Origin of the sequence: Phycicoccus sp. 3266, assembly GCF_031456495.1 — a bacterium.
GTDB lineage: Bacteria > Actinomycetota > Actinomycetes > Actinomycetales > Dermatophilaceae > Pedococcus.
This window is the reverse complement of sequence record NZ_JAVDUW010000001.1, coordinates 1,126,802-1,143,714: the sequence shown is the minus strand read 5'-3', so window position 1 is coordinate 1,143,714 and position 16,913 is coordinate 1,126,802. Positions and strand designations below refer to the sequence as shown.

Here is a 16,913-nt window from a genome sequence, read left to right as displayed (position 1 = left end):
GTGCCGGCGTCCTCAGGCCCCGCCGACGACGTGGCGTCAGGCCGTTCCCGCGAGGGCGAGCCTGCCGCTCGTCCCGCCACGTCCGCCCAGCGCACCCGCGGCCTGGTGATGCTCGGTGCGCTCTCCACGGCCGTCGTCACCCTTCCCCTCCTCGCGCTGTCGCTGCTGCCGCTGTGGACCCTGCTGGTCCCGGTGCTGTCGATCGCCGGCTCGTTCGCGTGGGTACGCGCCTCGGCGCGGGCCGAGCAGCGCGCCCGCCGCACCACCGGCCGTCCGCAGCGGCGCGCGGCCGACGCGTCTGTCGGCCGGTCCGCCCCCGAGCGCGTCGCTGCGCGGCGCCAGTCCGAGCCCGCCGCCGCCTGGTACGGGGAGTCCGTGGCTGCGGTCGCGGAGCCCGTCCGCCACGAGGGCGACGAGACCGTGGACGCGCCGTCGGTTGCGGTGGATGGCACCGTTGCGGCGCACGCCGACCGCAGCGACGAACACCCGGCCGCCCGCGGGTCCGAGCTGTACGACGTCCAGGCGGTCGAGGCCGCCCACACGACCCGGTCCGGCCACGCCGTCCCGGCCGCACCGCCGGTCGAGGAGCTCGTCGTCCCGGCCCGGCCGCTGGTCGACGAGGACGACATCCCGCTGACCTGGGACCCGGTGCCGGTACCGCGCCCGACCTACACGATGAAGGCCCGGGTCACCCGGCCCGCACCCACCTCGGCCGACCTCGTCGGTGACGCGGACACCGAGTACGCGCCCGTCGAGGACGAGCAGCCGGTCCGTCGCGCCGCCGGCGCCTGACGGACTGCCCGGCGCCTGACGGACTGCCCGGCGCCTGCGGTCGGCCGGCGCGTGACGCGGAGGCCGACGGCCACGTGCACGCCCGGGAGTCGCTGGCCTACCGGTTGCCCCACACGGCGCGCGCCCCGGAGTCCCCGGTGAGCGCGACGATGACGACGGTGCCGACCGCGCTGACGACCACGGCCAGTCCCATCGCCACCCGCAGCGCCGTGGAGGTGGTCGTCCTCGGCCGGCGCAGCACGAGCCACTGCAGCACCGTGGTCGCGGCGAGGGCGATCGCCCACGGCAGGACCTGGTTGCCGTAGCTCTGGTGCTGGGCGATGAACGGTGGGTTGCCGAAGTGGCGGGCGAGGTCGCGCCCGGCTCGGGTGGTCAGCGGCACGGCGAGCATGCCGACGAGGGCTCCGAGCGGCACGAGGAGACCGAGCTTGCGCTGCGCTGCCGGCCAGATGCTGACCATGACGCCGCCTGCTGCGCTGAGCGGCAGGAGCACGACGACGAGGTGGACGAGGAGGGGGTGCGCCGGCAGGCCGTTGATCTCCATGCCGGGGGAACGTGGCGCGGGACGATTCGGTTCACCGGTGAACCAGCAGTGCTCCTGTCTCGTCCTTCCCAGCGCGGGGCACCACCACGACAATCGAGGCGAGGGTGAAGGAGAGGCGGTGGAACCGGACCAGCGGGAGACCGCGCTGCAGGGCCTGCACGACCGGCACGCCGCCGAGCTGTGGCGGTTCGCGCTGCGGCTGACCCGTGACCCGCAGGTCGCCGAGGACCTCGTGCAGGAGGCCTTGCTGCGGGCCTGGCGTGACCCGGGCCTGCTCGGGCGCACCGAACCGCAGTCGCGGGCGTGGCTCTTTACCGTCGTGCGCCACCTCGTGGTGGACCGGTGGCGCAGTGCCGCCGCGCGGCACGAGCTGACCGGCGCCGACCTGCTCGACCCGGGTGAGGCCGACCGCACGGGCGAGGTGCTGGACCGCTGGCTGGTCGCCGACGGGCTCGCCCGTCTGTCCCGGGACCACCGCCAGGTCATCACGGCCGCCTACTACGAGGGAAGGAGCGTGGCGGAGATCGCCGCCGAGCTGCGGGTGCCCGAGGGCACCGTGAAGTCCCGCCTCCACTACGGGCTCCGGAGCCTGCGGCTGGTGCTGCAGGAGAAGGGGGTGACCGGCTCGTGAGCGGCCCCGACGCATACGCCGAGTGGGACGCCGCCTATGTCCTGGGCGCCCTGAGCGGTCCCGAGCGCGTGGAGTACGAGGCGCACCTGGCCGGGTGCCCGCGGTGCCAGGCCGCGGTGGCCGACCTCGCGGGGGTGCCCGGGCTGCTCGCCCAGCTGCCCCCGGGCGAGGCGCTCGCGCTGGACGAGGTCGAGAGCGGGTCGTGGCCCGAGCCGCCGCCCTCGCTCATGCCGGTCCTGCCGCGGGAGGCGGTGCCGCCCGTCGTGCGACGTCCTGGGCTGCCGCGCTCGCTGCCGAAGACCGCGCGTGCCCCGCGGTGGGTGGCGCTCGGCCTCGCCGCTGCCGTGCTGGTCGGCGCACTGGGCGGGTATGCCGTGTCCGCCGTCCTCGGGGACCGTGCGCCAGGGCCGGTGGCGACGGCGACCTCGACCGGTGGGGGCGGTGGGGCCGGCGGCGTGGGCGCCGCGCGGCTGGCCTTCTCCCCGGTGCAGCCGTCGCTCATGACGGCGGTGGTCGACGTGGTGCCGGTCGCCTCGGGCACGGAGCTGCGGGTCGAGTGCCAGTACGCGCGCTCCTCCGGGGGCTCCACCTCCGGCGGCACGGACGGCAGGTACCAGGGTGAGGACGGCGTCGCGTACGCGATCTGGGTCGTCGACCGCTCCGGCTCGGCCACCGAGCTGCACGCCTGGACCGCGCGGCCGGACCGGGTGATGCGGCCCGTGGGTCGCTCGGACCTGCCGGTCGCCAGCATCGGCGCCGTGGAGATCCGACGTGTCACGGACGGGGCCACGGTGATGCGGGCGCGGCTCAGCTGAGGGCTGGGCCGGCTGTCGTCTCTGGGGGACTGTGCGTTGTCCCGCAGGCTGGGGCAACGCACAGTCCGGCCCCCGACACACGGTCCGCGAACGCCGGCCGCGACGGTGGCGGGTCGTTTTTTCTCCGGTGCCGGGCTGGTGTTACAGTTTCGTCCGCATCAAGGGGCTGTGGCGCAGTTGGTAGCGCGTCTCGTTCGCAATGAGAAGGTCAGGGGTTCGAATCCCCTCAGCTCCACCCCGAGAGAACCCCGGCTGACCTGCGTAATCATCGTCAGGATGGACAGGGCGTCTTGTTATGTGACCCTCTGGCGTGTGCCCCCGGTGTGGCACACGCAGTCGGATGCACTCCATGCCTCTCCATGCAGCGACATGCGCGTCTAACTCTGCGTGACGGCGCCCGAACGTCCACCCTTGCCGGACTGTGCGCGCGTGCCGCAGGCGCCCTGACCAATCCGCGTTCAGACATGGGTCGGTGCGCAGGTCAGGGGCGGCATCCGAGGTCGTGTGCGACATCTCGTGCAACATGTGCTCAGTGGGACCGGCAGATATGAGGCTGAACCCGAGTGGCGCAGCGACCTGGCGGCGCTGTTGGCTGGTGCACGTTTGACCTGCTGGGTGATGAGGATCGGAGGCCGCAGAGCCTTCGTTCGACCTGCCGGAATCAGGCGGACTTCTCGGCGTACGTGCCAACGTGCTCCAGCGCCATGTTGAGGGATGCCGCCATCGGCAGGGCATTCTGCGCGGCCTGGGAGAGTAGGTAGCCGCCCTGCAGCGCAGCCATGAGGCCGGTGGCCAGACGTTCGGTGTCAGCGTCGGGTCGTAGTGCCCCGTGCACCTGCATTCGGTCCAGCGTCTAGCTGCTGTTGGGTGGTGTGCCGCAGAGACGCAGCAGGACGACCGCAGGGAGCTGCCAACATCTGTGAAGTCATAAATCCCTTGTCTCGCAGCGAGTTGTGGTCCTGCTTTGCCGGTAGACGACCGCGTGGTCGACACCTCGACGATTGCAAGCGAGGTTCGTGCTAGTCCACTACTTGTCACGACTTGTCAGGTTCTCTTGACCCGATCTTGACCCTTCGGCGGTCGTCTGGACGCTGTCCACCGCGTGCCATGGCAGGCGGGCAGCCGGCTCAGTCGATAGGACGCTCCCACCGCCGTCGGGTCGATGCACCGGCTATCGCTGCCCCGGGAGCGGCAGTGGGTGTTGATGCCCCATTCGGTGGTTTGCGCAGTAGGGAGATCGCGCATAGGTTAGGCAAGCCTAAGTAAGGCTCACCTAACATGCAGGAGCAATCGTGTCCCTCCGCCTCCGCGCGCTCGCCTCCGTGGCCGCCACCGCCCTGCTCGCCCTGACCGCCTGCTCGACGGGCCCGGCCACCGAAGCCGGCGATGACACTCCTCGCGCAGAGGCGGTCGCCGCCGACGCCTTCCCGGTCACCGTGAAGCACGCCTTCGGCGAGACGACCATCGAGGAGCGGCCCGAGCGGGTCGCCACCGTCTCGTGGGTGAACGCCGACGTCGCTCTCGCCCTCGGTGTCGTGCCGGTGGGCATGCCCAAGGACGAATGGGGCGCCAACGACAAGGCTTCCACCCCGTGGAAGGACGCAGCTCTGGAGAAGGCCGGCGCTGCGCTGGGCACCGACAAGGCGCCAGCGCAGTATTCCGAAGCCGACGGCATCAACTACACCGAGATCGCCAAGACCACGCCCGAGGTCATCCTGGCCGCCTACTCCGGCCTGACCAAGGAGGAGTACGACAAGCTCTCGAAGATCGCCCCGGTCGTGGCCTACCCCGAGGTCGCCTACGGCACGCCCTGGCAGGAGAGCACCCGCCTCATCGGCCAGGCCCTCGGCAGGAGCGACGCCGCACAGAAGCTGGTGACCGACACCGAGAAGACCATCAGCGAGCAGGCCGCGAAGTACCCGCAGATCAAGGGCAAGACCTTCATCTACGGCAACCTCGAGCCCACCCGCGGCAGCGGCATCAACATCTACACCAGCCAGGACAACCGACCCCGCTTCCTCACCCAGATCGGCATGAAGCAGGCCCCAGTCGTCAAGGAGAACACCAAGGACTTCTACCTGACGTGGTCGGAGGAGCGCGCCGACGAGCTCGAGTCCGACGTCTTCGTCACCTGGGTGCCCAGCGCGACGACCAGGGACGCGATCGTGAAGGACCCGCTGCTGGGCCAGATCCCGGCGGTCAAGCGCGGCGCCCTAGTAGCCGACCCCGACGAGACCCTGACGCTGAGCGTCTCCGCGGCCAGCCCGCTGAGTTTGCCGTGGGCCCTCGACCGCTTCCTGCCCCAGCTGGCCGCCGCGGCCGACAAGGCCTGATGGCGTCAGGTCCAAGGACGAGGCGTCGGGCGCTGCCCCCGGCGGCGGTCGTCGTCGCCGGGGCAGTACTGCTCGCCACGGCCTGCGTGCTGTCCCTCGCGGTCGGCGCCCGCCCGGTGGGGTGGTCGACGCTGTTCGACGCGTTGTCCGGTTTCGACCCGTCGCTCGGTGACCACCTTGTCGTGCAGTCGCGGGTGCCGCGCACCCTCACCGGGCTCCTCGCCGGCACCGCCCTCGGCCTTGCCGGCGCCGCCATGCAGGGAGTGACGCGCAACCCGTTGGCCGACCCCGGCATCCTGGGCGTCAACGCCGGGGCGGCGCTGGCGATCGTCGTTGCCCTGTTCCTCTTCGGCATCGCCAGCCCGGCGGGCTACCTCTGGTTCGCGTTCGCCGGCGCCGCCGCGGCGGCGGTCGTGGCGTATGCCGTGGCGAGCCTCGGGCGCGAGGGCGCCACTCCGGTGAAGCTCGCGCTGGCGGGCGCGGCGCTGAGCGCGGTGCTGGCCTCGGTGATGAACGCCCTCCTCGTGCTGAGTCAGCAGACCCTCGACCAGTTCCGCTTCTGGCAGGTCGGGTCGCTGAGCGGTGCCACGCCGGCGGAGCTGCGCACCGTCCTGCCCTTCGCGGTCGTCGGGGCACTCGTGGTGGTCGGGTCGGGCCGCTGGCTCAACGGGCTCGCCCTCGGCGACGACCTCGCTCGCGGACTCGGCCAGCGCGTCGCCCTCACCCGCGCGGTGACTGCCGCCGGCGTGGTGGTGCTGGTCGGCAGCGCTACCGCGCTGGCCGGTCCGATCGCCTTCGTCGGCCTCGTCGTCCCGCACATGGTCCGTGCGCTCGTGGGCGGCGACCACCGCTGGCTCCTGCCGCTGTCGGCTCTGCTGGCGCCGGCGCTCCTGCTGGCCGCCGACGTGGCAGGTCGGGTCGTCGCCCCACCGAGCGAGGTGCAGGCGGGCATCATGACCGCGGTCGTCGGCGCCCCGGTCTTCATCGCCCTGGTGGCCCGGCGCCGTGTGGCCGCGCTGTGAGCGTCGTGACGGTCGCAGCGCCCGTGGTGCGACAGGCGCGCATCCGGGCGCAGCGGCACACCTCTCTGGTGCTCGGAGGGCTCGCCGTCGCCGTCGTTGGGCTCTTCACGGTCAACGTGCTGTTGGGCAGCTACACCGTGACGATCCCCGACTTCCTGCGGATCGTCTCAGGTAAGACGATCCCGGGCGCCAGCTTCATCCTGCTCGAGAACAAGCTGCCGCAGGCCGTGCTCGCCGTGCTGGTGGGGGCCGCCTTCGGTGTCGCGGGGGCGGTGTTCCAGACGCTGCTGCGCAACCCACTCGCCAGCCCGGACGTCATCGGCATCAGCATGGGCGCCAGCGCCGCGGCCGTGGTGGGGATCGCCTTCTTCGGCGTGGGCGGGCTGGCGCTGCAGGGCTTCTCGATGGTGGGCTCGCTCCTGGCCGCCCTGGTGATCGTGCTGGTCTCGCGGCGCGGCGACCTGGCCGGGCACCGCCTCATCCTGGTCGGCATCGGCTTGGCTGCCGCCCTGCAGGCGCTCACGTCGTGGGTGCTGACCCGCACCGACATCCACGTCGCGGCGGAAGCGCTGGTGTGGCTCAATGGCTCGCTGAACAACGCCACCTGGGCGCGCGTGCGAACGCTCGGACTCCTGCTGATCGTGCTCCTGCCAGTGGTGGCGGTCGCCGCCCGCCGGCTGCCCGTCCTCGAGCTGGGGGAGGAGGCCGCCGTGGGCCTGGGCGTCCACCCGTGGCGCGGCAGGCTGCTCCTACTCCTGGCGGGCACGGCACTGGCCGCCGCGGGGACCGCTGCGGCGGGGCCGGTCGCCTTCGTGGCCTTCCTGTCGGGTCCGATCGCCCGGCGCCTGCTCAGGGGACGGGCGACCCTGCCGGTGGCCGCGCTCGTCGGGGCGCTGGTCGTGCTCGCCGCCGAGTTCACCGCCGTCAACGCCGTGCCTGGCAGCGCCCTGCCCGTCGGGGTGGTCACAGGGCTGCTCGGCGGCCCGTTCCTGCTGTGGCTGCTCGTCACGGCCCACCGAGTCGGCCGAGGAGGCTGAGATGGCACCGATCCCCACCGCGCCCTCACACCACGACGAAGCGGCCAGGGTGCACCACACCCTGGAGACCCGTGACCTCTCGCTCGCCTACGACGGGCGCCGGGTCGTCGACGGACTCAGCCTCGAGGTGCCCACGGGAGCCGTCACCGCCGTCGTCGGGGCGAACGCCTGCGGCAAGTCGACGTTGCTGCGCGGCCTGGCCCGGGTCCTGCAACCCGAGTCGGGGTCCGTGCTCCTCGACGGCCGGTCCATCCACGAGCGACCGACCAAGGAGGTCGCCGCGGTGCTCGGCATGCTGCCGCAGTCGCCGGTCGCGCCCGAGGGCATCACCGTCGCCGACCTCGTCGGGAGGGGTCGCTACCCGCACCAGGGCTGGTTCCGCCGGTGGACGGCGGAGGACGAGCACGCCGTCACCGAAGCGCTTGCAGTCACCGACACCACTGAGCTGGCCGAGCGCAGCGTCGACGAGCTCTCCGGCGGCCAGCGCCAGCGGGTCTGGATCGCCATGGCCCTGGCCCAGCAGACCGACCTCCTGCTGCTCGACGAGCCGACCACCTTCCTCGACGTCGCGCACCAGGTCGAGGTGCTCGACCTGCTCAGCGACCTCAACCACGCGCGGGGCACGACGGTGGTGCTCGTCCTGCACGAGCTCAACCTCGCAGCGCGCTACGCCGACCACCTCGTGGCGATGCGGGACGGCCGGGTCGTCGCTGCCGGCCCGCCCGCGGAGGTCGTCACCGAGCAGCTCGTGCGCGACGTCTTCGCCATGGACTGCCGCGTCGTGCCGGACCCCGTGGCCGGCACCCCGATGGTCGTGCCCATCGGGCGTCGCCGGTCGTACGTCGCACCCACCACCAGCCCGTCCCCGACAGGAGCCCTGCGATGACGATCACCGCCGCACCGCCGACCATGCTCGCCTTCGACGTCGAGGTCGTCGGCGTGCGGCGGCTCGGCCCGTCGATGGTCCGCGTCACCTTCGGCGGCGACTGCCTCTCGCGGTTCGGGGACGGCGGGCCACTCGGGCCGCGCGACCTGCGCGTCAAGCTCATGTTCCCCGCTCCGGGAGCAGCGCTGCCCGACCTCTCCGACCTCTCGCCCGGCTGGTACCAGCGGTGGCTGGCCTTCGACCCGTCGGTGCGCGGGTCCATGCGCACCTACACGGTGCGGGCAGCCCGCGTCGCCGCGGCAGACCCGCAGCTTGACATCGACTTCGTCCTGCACGGCGACGGTGGCCACGCTGGCCCGGGCTCCGGCTGGGCGGCCCAGGCTAAGGTCGGCCAGCGGCTGACCGTCATCGGCCCGCATGCCGGCACCACGGCATATGCCGGCATCGAGTGGCAGCCGCCGGCGCCCGGCGCCGCGGCTCCCGTGCGGGTGGTGCTGGCCGGCGACGAGACCGCGGTGCCTGCCATCGGCTCGATCCTCGATTCTCTCCCTAGGGGGTATGCCGGGCACGCCCTCCTCGAGGTGCCCTCGGCTGCCGACGTCCTCACCGTCGACGCCCCGGCCGTCGCCCGCGGTGAGGTGGAGGTGCGCTGGCTCGCCCGGGGCTGTCGTCCGCGCGGGGAGGCGCTGCGGGCGGCGCTGCTCGAGGTGATGGCAGACCACGCCGGAGCGGTCCCGCCCACCACGACCGAGCTGACCGAGGTCGATATCGACCGCGAGATCCTCTGGGAGACAGCGGAAGGCGTTCGGGCCGCCGACTGCTACGCGTGGGTTGCGGGTGAGGCCTCCGCTGTCCGCGACCTGCGTCGCCTGCTGGTGGGCGACCTGGGCGTCGACCGCACGCAAGTCGCCTTCATGGGCTACTGGCGCGAGGGGCGGGCCGAGTCCAGCTGATCCGTTTCAGCTAACCCACTCCTGGTGAACACGTGGGTGACCGAGGCGAGTGGTCGGCCACTCCTGACCTCAGTCCCCTATTTTGGCTCGCTGACCCAGGTCGCCAAGCAGTGCCTGAGCTTGGAAACGCATGCATTGCACGAGTTGGTGAGGACTTTCCTTACTGGTTCAAGCGCGGCTTCGCCGCGGGCCGGGGCCTGCGGCCCCGGCCGTGTCGGGCATGCGGCCTGGCGGCCGTTCCGGGCGCGGCCGGTTCCGCTGCCCGCCGGCCACAGCAAGAAGTGCCCCGCAACCAGTCCGAGGCACTTGTCACCACCTAGCCGCCGACCCGACTCCGCAGCATCCGGCCGGTGCCGGCGAGCCCGTCAAGGCCGCAGCCCCAGCCCGGTCACGGTGCACACTCCGTGTACCGCCACAACACCGCCCGCAATCAGGGCGACCTTGACCGACTCGACGGCCGACCTCCACTGCTCCGCCATCGGGTCGCCGGCTCTCCCTGGCCATGGCCGAACGCGTGTGCCCCCGGCGTGCCCCCAGCCTTCAGCGGGCGCACCCAAGCCGAGGTCAACCGTACGAGCCAGAGCACGAATGCCATTGCTGTTAAAGGCCTGCAGGCCTTCGCTATGAGAAGGTCAGGGGTTCGAATCCCCTCAGCTCCACTCATCGGCATCCTGTCCGACCTGCGGAAACGTCAAAGGATGGACAGGGTGTCTTGCTATGCGGTCGCCGCGTCTGAGATGTGGGAGCACAAGGGAGCACAATTCGGGGGAGTTGTTGTGCTGCTGTTGGGCGGCCTGCTCGTCGGGTCGACGTTGACGGTCGTCACCGCGGCGCGATGCTCAGGGCCCTCGACGTGACCGACGGCGCCCCTGGAGGCGGCCCATCGGGGTGGAGCGCCTTGGACTTTGCCGTGGGGCGCGGACGAGTGTTGCATTGAGCCGGGAGGGCAGTCCCATGGTTGGGATGACTTCAGCACGACGGCCGAGCACCTGATCGATACGCGGTCGGTGAGAGCCTCATACCTGCCGTTCGGTGGAGGCGCGCCACCAGCCGTTCGCGGTGGAATTTCACACGTGGTGAGCGCTCGCCGTAGCCTGTTCACATGTACTTGGGGTCGGACCTGCTCGTTGGTCTCGTCGACGCGCGCTGCCTCGCAGTGCGACCGGAACCGGCTGGCGCTCACACCCACTGAGGCGAGGCCGCGGCCCTCCACCATGTGGCGGAAGTGAACAGGGCCATCCCTGCGCGAGGATGCGCCCGGCGTCGCCGTCGGATGACCCGTCACGGCGGTGGCGTCGCCAACCGCCTGGCTGCCGATCGACGCTGCGGCGGGCCGTCTTGTTTGAGCCTCGGCCTCCGTGGGCATGGGCGGACCGTTGCGGCTCCTGGACTGCTCAGACCTTCCCGGCTGTCCGAGCCCCCGGGCCCCACCAAGAGCATGGTCACCGGCCCATGAGGGATCAGACGGGACGGCGCCCGTGAAGGGCGGCGTCGTCGTTGGCAGCTGGCGGCGGCGTTGTCAGGCCCCTGCCTGTGGCCGGCCGGACGAACGGTCGTTTGGCCAGCCCCACCACCGCGCATAAACCCGGTGCCGCCGCCCGGGTGACGGCCGTCCTGTCCCCCAGCTCCAACCTCCCCGGGCCGCGGTCCACGCAGATGCTTACCGATGCAGATTCGCCGCCGCCACCGGTGGGTACAGCGTTCTCATGGACGCCGCCTCCCGGGCTGTGCGGGCTGTCGGGGGGCAGATGCCACCGCCCCCGGGAGGCGGTTCGAGCGGAGGCTGCCCTGGTCGTGGCGTACACACGCTCGATTGAGTGGAGGGACGCGGATGGGCGAGACGTACTACCGCGGGCAGATCGAACAGAGACGACGTGAGCGCTCGCACGCCGAGGCGGACGCTCAGAGCGTGCGGGAGCTCGAGGTCAGCAAGTCCGCTGAGGCGGCTGCAGCCAAAGTTGCCGCCGAGTCCGCCCGCTCGTCCAGGGCCGCGCAGGCCCTGCTCCGTGCAGCCGCCCTCTACGAGAGGGACGCCCGAGCCGCGGCGCGAGAGGCCACCATGCGGATCGGACGGCCAAGCGGCTGCGTAGGGAGGAGCTGGGGCTGCACGGGGCGCTGGGCCGCCTGATCGCCGTCGAGGCGGAAGAGCTGAAGCGCAAGTGGTCGCGCGACGCGCGCCCCGCTGGGACCAAAGGGAGCAACAGGCCATAGCCCTCGGGCGCATGTGCTCCCGGTTTCAACGACCTCGCGGCGGGGAAAGGACAGGTCGCCACGCCCCGAGTGTGCCAACAACAGGGGGTGCACAGCCCGGGGCGTGGTCCCTCGCTGGCCAACGACCTGCCGGAGCAACCCGAGGCGATGGCTGCCTTCGGCTCCGACCGCTCGGCCGTCAGTCCGTAGAGGGTGCGGCCGAAATGGCTTCAACCAGCCGCCCAGCACTCTCCTCCGGGAGGTTCTTGGCGATGTCTGCCTGGCTGATCATCCCGACCAGGTCCTGACCGTCGATGACCGGAAGCCGACGTACCCCATGCCTGGCCATCGTGGAGAGTGCCTTCTCGATATCGTCGTCGGCGCCGACTGTGACGACTTCGTCACCGGCGTAATCCCCGACTCTCACCTGGTTGGCATTCATCCCCTCGGCGACGCAGTTCAGCACGATGTCCCGGTCCGTGATCATCCCCGTGAGCCGGTTGTCGTCGCCGCAGATTGGCAGCGCACCGACCCCGAGGTCACGCATCTTCTGTGCCGCCTGCGTCACCGTGTCGTTGATCCCGGCGCACTCGGCGCCACCCGTCATCACATCGCGTGCCGTCGTCATGATGTACCTCCCAATCGAATGTGGAGACTCTCCTTACCCACTCTGCAGAGGTTCCACACGGGACGCTCCCACCGCCACGGGGTTCGCGGTGGGGCGCCGACCGCCGCAAGTGTCAGGGGATGCCGCGGTCGGCACGAAGCTCAGCGTATGCCCCGAAACGAGGGAAACCGGCCGCTGAGCACGACCACTCAGCGCTACCCTCGTACCAGCGCGTGCTGAGATCCGGCGGGCAGAAGGAGTCGGTGAGCAACACCGCGAAGTCCTGTCATCGGCATGAGCGGACGTATGCCGCCGGCCGGCACGCGGCGGTAAGACGCAGCAGCCCGGATCGCGCCTTTAGCGTACGTTTCGCGCATTCGGTCTAGCCTGTGGCGACCCGTTTGAGGGCCAGATCGCGCGGTGTTGGGGTGCTGCGCGGCCCGTTGGGGCTGGCGTAGAGCCGAGAGTAGAGACCTACGGATGCGTCGGGGCAAGTGAATGGGTCGAGGCCGGTGGGCAGGATGGTCGGGCAGCCGGTGAATCGGCGCTGACGGGCCTGGTCTTGGCTGGTGATGATGGTGCGGGTGATGGTGGCCTTTATCGGGGTGTCTGTGACTGCGGTCGTGATCAGCTCATAGGCGGCGGCGCCGTTGGGGCAGTCCGGCATGACCAACAGTTCGATGTCCATGGCTATGGAAGGTGTCTGCCGAGCCAGCGGAGTTTGCGGCCGAGGATTCTGTTCCGGTGCCACCCTCGCCGCATCACCTGCGCGCGGAGGTTGCGGAACTGATCCCGCCCAGCTGCGGCGGGCCCGCGTTTCCCCTCGTCCTCGATCTTCCATGCCTGCTGGTGCACGAAGTGGGCACACCGCAGACAGAGGTGTACCTCTGGGTGGTCGCCGAGGTCGACCATTCGATCGGGGGCATCGGTGGAGCCGCAGCACCAGCATGCGGCGCTGCGATCGTCCTCCTGATCGACTGCGGTGATGGGTTCGGCGCTCATGTGCCCATCTTGCGCGTCCGCATGACCTCTCGGAAGGGAGGGACGGAGAAGCGCTGTCACTGGCAGGACCCTGAGGAGTGCGGCAAATCCGTAGGTCGACGAAGTGCCAGGGCGTGATGCCTGGGCAAGGCGGTTTGGATGCGGACCCCTGCCCGGATGCATCCACGCCCTCTCAGCTCATCCCCCGGCTCGGCCACAAGAACCTGAGGCCCTGTGCCACCAGCTACTCGAGGGCTTCGACGGCTCCGCCATCGTGGTCATGAGCGCAGTTCGACGGTACGACCGGCGCCGTCGGTTGGTGGTGCGTGGGCACTAGGGCGCATCATCCGCTGGGTGGAGGCGGCGGCTCATGGACTAGGAGGATGGTGGGGGCTCAGGGGTCGGTGCGTCCCAGTACGGTCAAGGCTTTGCTGAGGCGGCGGCCGCGTCGGCACGAGGGTGCCCCGGCGCGGCGTCACCGGCCCACCCCGCCACGACTGCCAAACCGCAGGCCACACAGCTCTTAGAGCGAATGGTGGCCTGCGGTGGCGGGTACGGCGCGGGTGGCTGGGGGGCTCAAACAGCCGGGTCCCTCGGTCCTACCAGCCATGCTCCAAGCTGCCCGTGGCGATGACACGGTCCGCCAGGGCGGACACCTTGATGTTCCTGTCCTGGCTGGCCTTGGCCAGGACGCCCCACGCATCGTCCAGGGAAAGCCCGCGGGTCCCCATCAGGATCCCCAGGGCGACACCGATGTGCCGACTGGTGTGCAGGGCCTTCTCCAGGTGCTCGACCTGTTCCTGGTGCCGCGCCGCACCTAGGGCAGCGACGGCGGTCGCGCCGAAGATCGCGATCATGGTCTCGTGTTCGGCCCGGAACGCGCGCGGCTCCATCGCGTACACGTTCAGCGCCCCGAGGACCTCGTCGTCGACGGGCAGCACATGGGCCAGCATGCTGCGCACCCCCAGCTCGGCCACAGCCTGGGGGCCGAACGCCGGCCACCGCGGGTCCGTGCACAGGTCGTCGACCCGAAAGGTGTCCTCTCGCCGGATGGCGTCCAGGCACGGCCCTTGACCGGTGGCGTACTGGATCTTGTCGGCCTGCTCGGGAACGGCGCTCGTGGCGGCCACCGTGACCGCTTTGCCGTAGCGCACGCTGGTGATCGAGGCATGGTCGCCCCCGATGATCTTCAAGGTCAGCCGACACAGGGTGTCGGCGACTTCGTCGGTGTCCTTCAGGCAGGCCATGGTCCTCGCCACGTCGGCGAAGTCCTCCAGCACGCGCCATCCCTCATCCAGCGCCTTGGGCACTGTCACGCTCCTCGCGCCCGTCCCTCCCAAGGTGTTGGCCGCGCTCTGACCGTCACCCCGTGAAGCAATTGTGCGTCACAGCAACCACTTCCGGAAGCCCGCATTTTCGAGCCAGTCGGCAAGGAGACGCCCCCACCGCCAGGGGCGATCGGTGGGGGCGCGGCCGCAGCCGAGAGGGTGAGGGGGTCCCCGGCTGCTGCATTTCCAACGGTACGGCTCCGGATGCGTTTGAGTGGCGATGCCCCGGCGTGAGAGACCCTCACCCGTTCGGATGAAGCCGTGGCTCGCCCAAGGCGGGGATGCTCGGGTGTGGGCCCGGACTGGCGCGTCACGGGCTCGCAGGGAGCGGCCGCACCAGGTCTTCGAGGGCCGACCCGGTGCGGCGGCTCCCGCAAACGATGGGCGCCCCCACCGAGGGGGGTCGGCGGGGGCGCGGCGCGGGAATGACTAGGAGAACCCGCATCTCCCACCGTGCTTGCGGCGCCGGAGACCGAACAGTGACCAAGGTCCCGCCACCCTCCATGGGTGCGCCCCCAACCGGGACGGGCCGGCGAGGGCGCTGCGACGAGGGGCGATGTGGCCCCAGCGCCGCTGGGGTAAGACCTTGGCAGTACGTCCCTCCTCCGAACAGGGACCAAGGACCCGCCCGCCACGGCAAGGACGAGAGACGCCCTACTTGACGAGGTGCGTGCCAGCGCGAAGGAGTCAGGCGCCGAAACCGCCGGCGTTGCCGCCCCCGCACCGGGGATTCGGTACTCCTCCGGAGCCCGCCCAGCAAGGGTGTCAGCACCCAACCCCTCGCTGCCTCGACGGCGCAGCACCAGTCCGAGAACGGCTAGGGCGGCAACAACGACCGCGATACCGATGACGAAGCTCATGTTCCCCTCCAGCCTCCGTCCCATCCGGGCCGGTCGTGGCCGCGTAGGCGCCTGCCGCCTGGTCCAGGGCCGGTTTGTCCTGAGGAGGCGAGATTGCCCCATTACTGCTGCGACAAGCACCGGGGGCTCTGCCACCAAAGCCCGCTGTCGACGCCCAGGGCGGCTAGTGGGCTGTGGGCCATGTGCGTCCCAGGCTGCGTAGCTTCCCGAGGGCGATGAAGCGGCCGATCTGAGCCGCATCCTCGCGTCTCGTGGATTGGGGTACATCAGCGGCTGAGTAGGGGCTTCCTTCGGGGGTCCGCGAGACCTCAGAGCTGGGTGTTGAGGTAGCCCTGCAGTTGGGTCACCGTCCGCGAGTTCCACGTCCGCGCGCCGTCGGTGGCGATGCCCAGGTAGAGCTGGAGTGCTCGCATGGACGCGGGACCCCACAGGCCGTCGGCGGTCGTGCCGATGCGGGTCTGCAGCGCCCGGATGGTGGTCGGGTTGAGCGCACCGGTGACGGTGACGCCGAGCCAGCGCTGCAGTGCCGAGATCGTCCGGGGGCCCAAGGATCCGTCCAGCGAGAGTCGAGCGCCGAGCAGCCCCTCGGCGGCCTTGGCGGTAAGGATCCTCATCACCGCTGCCGCTACCTTGGCCCGGAAGGCGGAGTCCGTCGCAGCACGCGCCTTCACTGCAGCCACCATCGCGGGGATGGTCGAGGCGTTGACGGTCAGGACCTCGTCCCCACCAGCGTTGATGAAGCGGACGGCGCGCTCGCCCGCGGACCAGGCGGCGACCGCCTTGGCGTTGCCGAGGTCGTCGCTGACGACGACGCCGCGGAAGCCAAGGGTGTTGCGCAGGAGGCCGGTGACGACCGTGGGCGAGAACACCGCCGGTCGCGATCCGTCGATCTTGGTGTAGATCGCCGAGGACATCATCACGACCGGGACGCCGTCCGCGACGGCGGACCTGAACGGTGTGATCGACCCGGAAGTGGTGGTCGTGACGTAGTCCTTCACGCCCGCGGTCGTGTCGGTGTTGGCGGTGACGTAGCCCAGCCCTGGGAAGTGCTTGGCCGTCATCGCGAGGTCGGCCGAACGCTCGCCGGAGAGGAAGGCGTCGCCCTTGGTCGTCACGACGCTCGGCGTGTGGCCGAACTCCCTTTGCCAGTAGCCGATCGGTGGGTTGCTCGACGCAGTCGCGGCGGGGACGGTGTCCATCACCGGTGCGAGGTTCATGTCCACACCCGAGCGGCGGAGCTGCCGGCCCCACGTCCGCGCCGACGACGTCAGAGTGGTTGTCGACCACGTCCCCATGGTCAGGGCGGTCGGCATGCGCGAGAACCCGCTGCCCTGCAGCACCTGGACGTAGCCGCCCTCCTGGTCCGTGGAGATCCACAGCGGCACACTCGCCGTCGCGGTGCCCGTCGCGAGGCGGTCGAGACGAGCGGTCAGCGCGCGGATCGGTGCGGCGCCCGCGGTGGGCCGGCCGGTGAGGATGACGTTGCCGACGTGGTAGGTCCCGATCGCGGTCGCCGCCGCGGCGGACAGGCCGGTGGCCGGCGTGCCGACCATGAACAGCTGCCCGATGCGCTGAGCGTTGCTCATACGGGTGTATGCAGCCTGAGCGAGTTCAGCTGCAGTGGCCGCCTCAGCGCGGGGCACGGCCGGGGTGCCGACCGACACACCCACCGCTGCTCCGGCGACGACGAGACCACGGATCAGACCGGAACTGGTCCGCATGGGGACCACCACCTCGGCTCGGCGGAACACTTCAACACTACGACGCCCCGCAGCCGCGGAAGGTTGGTCTCATCGAGCTGACGACCTGTTGCGTCAACGGCACCGCCCAGCTCGCCGCGGAGTGAGGCACCTGGGAGGCAGTCCTCAGCGGACCTTCAGCCGTGACGGCAGTTGTCACAGTCTCAAGGCGGTCCGTCGGACGGGGAGGGCTCC

14 protein-coding genes and 1 tRNA gene are annotated in these 16,913 nt (G+C 70.8%); 9 read left to right on the top strand and 6 right to left on the bottom strand.

From position 1 onward, the window contains the following. Positions 1-30 precede the first annotated feature (30 nt). Positions 31-792 (top strand): hypothetical protein, encoded by a 762-nt coding sequence (locus J2X64_RS05410; protein WP_310150712.1) that lies wholly within the window; start codon positions 31-33, stop codon positions 790-792. Between the two features lie 97 nt (positions 793-889). Here J2X64_RS05410 and J2X64_RS05405 read toward each other — a convergent pair whose 3' ends face one another. Beyond that, complete coding sequence (locus J2X64_RS05405; protein WP_310150709.1) at positions 890-1,336, bottom strand: DUF2231 domain-containing protein; 447 nt, start codon at positions 1,334-1,336, stop codon at positions 890-892. Positions 1,337-1,454: 118 nt separating this feature from the next. On the opposite strand from J2X64_RS05405, the gene J2X64_RS05400 reads away from it, so the two are divergent. The 3 genes from J2X64_RS05400 (at position 1,455) to J2X64_RS05390 (ending at position 3,017) form a co-directional block, all read left to right on the top strand. Continuing rightward, the gene (locus J2X64_RS05400; protein WP_310150707.1) at positions 1,455-1,967 is read left to right on the top strand and encodes a sigma-70 family RNA polymerase sigma factor; all 513 of its coding nucleotides are present in this window, start codon (positions 1,455-1,457) and stop codon (positions 1,965-1,967) included. Further along, positions 1,964-2,782: a zf-HC2 domain-containing protein gene (locus J2X64_RS05395; protein ID WP_310150704.1), complete on the top strand. Its 819-nt coding sequence runs from the start codon at positions 1,964-1,966 to the stop codon at positions 2,780-2,782. Before J2X64_RS05400 ends, J2X64_RS05395 begins: the two co-directional genes overlap by 4 nt. A gap of 162 nt (positions 2,783-2,944) precedes the next feature. Beyond that, positions 2,945-3,017: transfer RNA gene (locus J2X64_RS05390), tRNA-Ala, on the top strand. A gap of 426 nt (positions 3,018-3,443) precedes the next feature. Here J2X64_RS05390 and J2X64_RS05385 read toward each other — a convergent pair. After that, a complete protein-coding gene (locus J2X64_RS05385; protein WP_310150701.1) occupies positions 3,444-3,623 on the bottom strand; it encodes a hypothetical protein in 180 nt (59 codons plus the stop codon). A gap of 448 nt (positions 3,624-4,071) precedes the next feature. Here J2X64_RS05385 and J2X64_RS05380 point away from each other — a divergent pair, with 448 nt between their 5' ends. From J2X64_RS05380 to J2X64_RS05360, 5 genes are read left to right on the top strand one after another with little or no spacing between them, the layout of a single operon-like run. Further along, positions 4,072-5,115 (top strand): iron-siderophore ABC transporter substrate-binding protein, encoded by a 1,044-nt coding sequence (locus J2X64_RS05380; protein WP_310153131.1) that lies wholly within the window; start codon positions 4,072-4,074, stop codon positions 5,113-5,115. Then, the gene (locus J2X64_RS05375; protein ID WP_310150699.1) at positions 5,115-6,137 is read left to right on the top strand and encodes an iron ABC transporter permease; all 1,023 of its coding nucleotides are present in this window, start codon (positions 5,115-5,117) and stop codon (positions 6,135-6,137) included. Before J2X64_RS05380 ends, J2X64_RS05375 begins: the two co-directional genes overlap by 1 nt. Next, entirely contained in the window at positions 6,134-7,174 is a 1,041-nt protein-coding gene (locus J2X64_RS05370; RefSeq protein WP_397444016.1) for a FecCD family ABC transporter permease, read from the top strand. Before J2X64_RS05375 ends, J2X64_RS05370 begins: the two co-directional genes overlap by 4 nt. Before the next feature lies 1 nt (position 7,175). After that, complete coding sequence (locus J2X64_RS05365) at positions 7,176-8,060, top strand: ABC transporter ATP-binding protein (protein ID WP_310150696.1); 885 nt, start codon at positions 7,176-7,178, stop codon at positions 8,058-8,060. Then, complete coding sequence (locus J2X64_RS05360) at positions 8,057-9,013, top strand: siderophore-interacting protein (RefSeq protein ID WP_310150692.1); 957 nt, start codon at positions 8,057-8,059, stop codon at positions 9,011-9,013. The genes J2X64_RS05365 and J2X64_RS05360 overlap by 4 nt, the downstream gene beginning before the upstream one ends. 2,389 nt (positions 9,014-11,402) lie before the next feature. On the opposite strand, the gene J2X64_RS05355 is transcribed toward J2X64_RS05360, so the two are convergent. From J2X64_RS05355 to J2X64_RS05340, 4 genes are all read right to left on the bottom strand, one after another. Then, a complete protein-coding gene (locus J2X64_RS05355; protein WP_310150689.1) occupies positions 11,403-11,831 on the bottom strand; it encodes a CBS domain-containing protein in 429 nt (142 codons plus the stop codon). A gap of 361 nt (positions 11,832-12,192) precedes the next feature. Beyond that, positions 12,193-12,498, bottom strand: coding sequence for a hypothetical protein (locus J2X64_RS05350; protein ID WP_310150685.1), 306 nt, complete (start codon positions 12,496-12,498; stop codon positions 12,193-12,195). An 892-nt stretch (positions 12,499-13,390) separates the two neighbouring features. Then, positions 13,391-14,101, bottom strand: coding sequence for a GAF and ANTAR domain-containing protein (locus J2X64_RS05345; RefSeq protein ID WP_310150682.1), 711 nt, complete (start codon positions 14,099-14,101; stop codon positions 13,391-13,393). A 1,186-nt stretch (positions 14,102-15,287) separates the two neighbouring features. Next, positions 15,288-16,565, bottom strand: a complete 1,278-nt coding sequence (locus tag J2X64_RS05340; RefSeq protein ID WP_310150678.1) for a glycoside hydrolase family 3 N-terminal domain-containing protein — start codon at positions 16,563-16,565, stop codon at positions 15,288-15,290. Positions 16,566-16,913 lie beyond the last annotated feature (348 nt).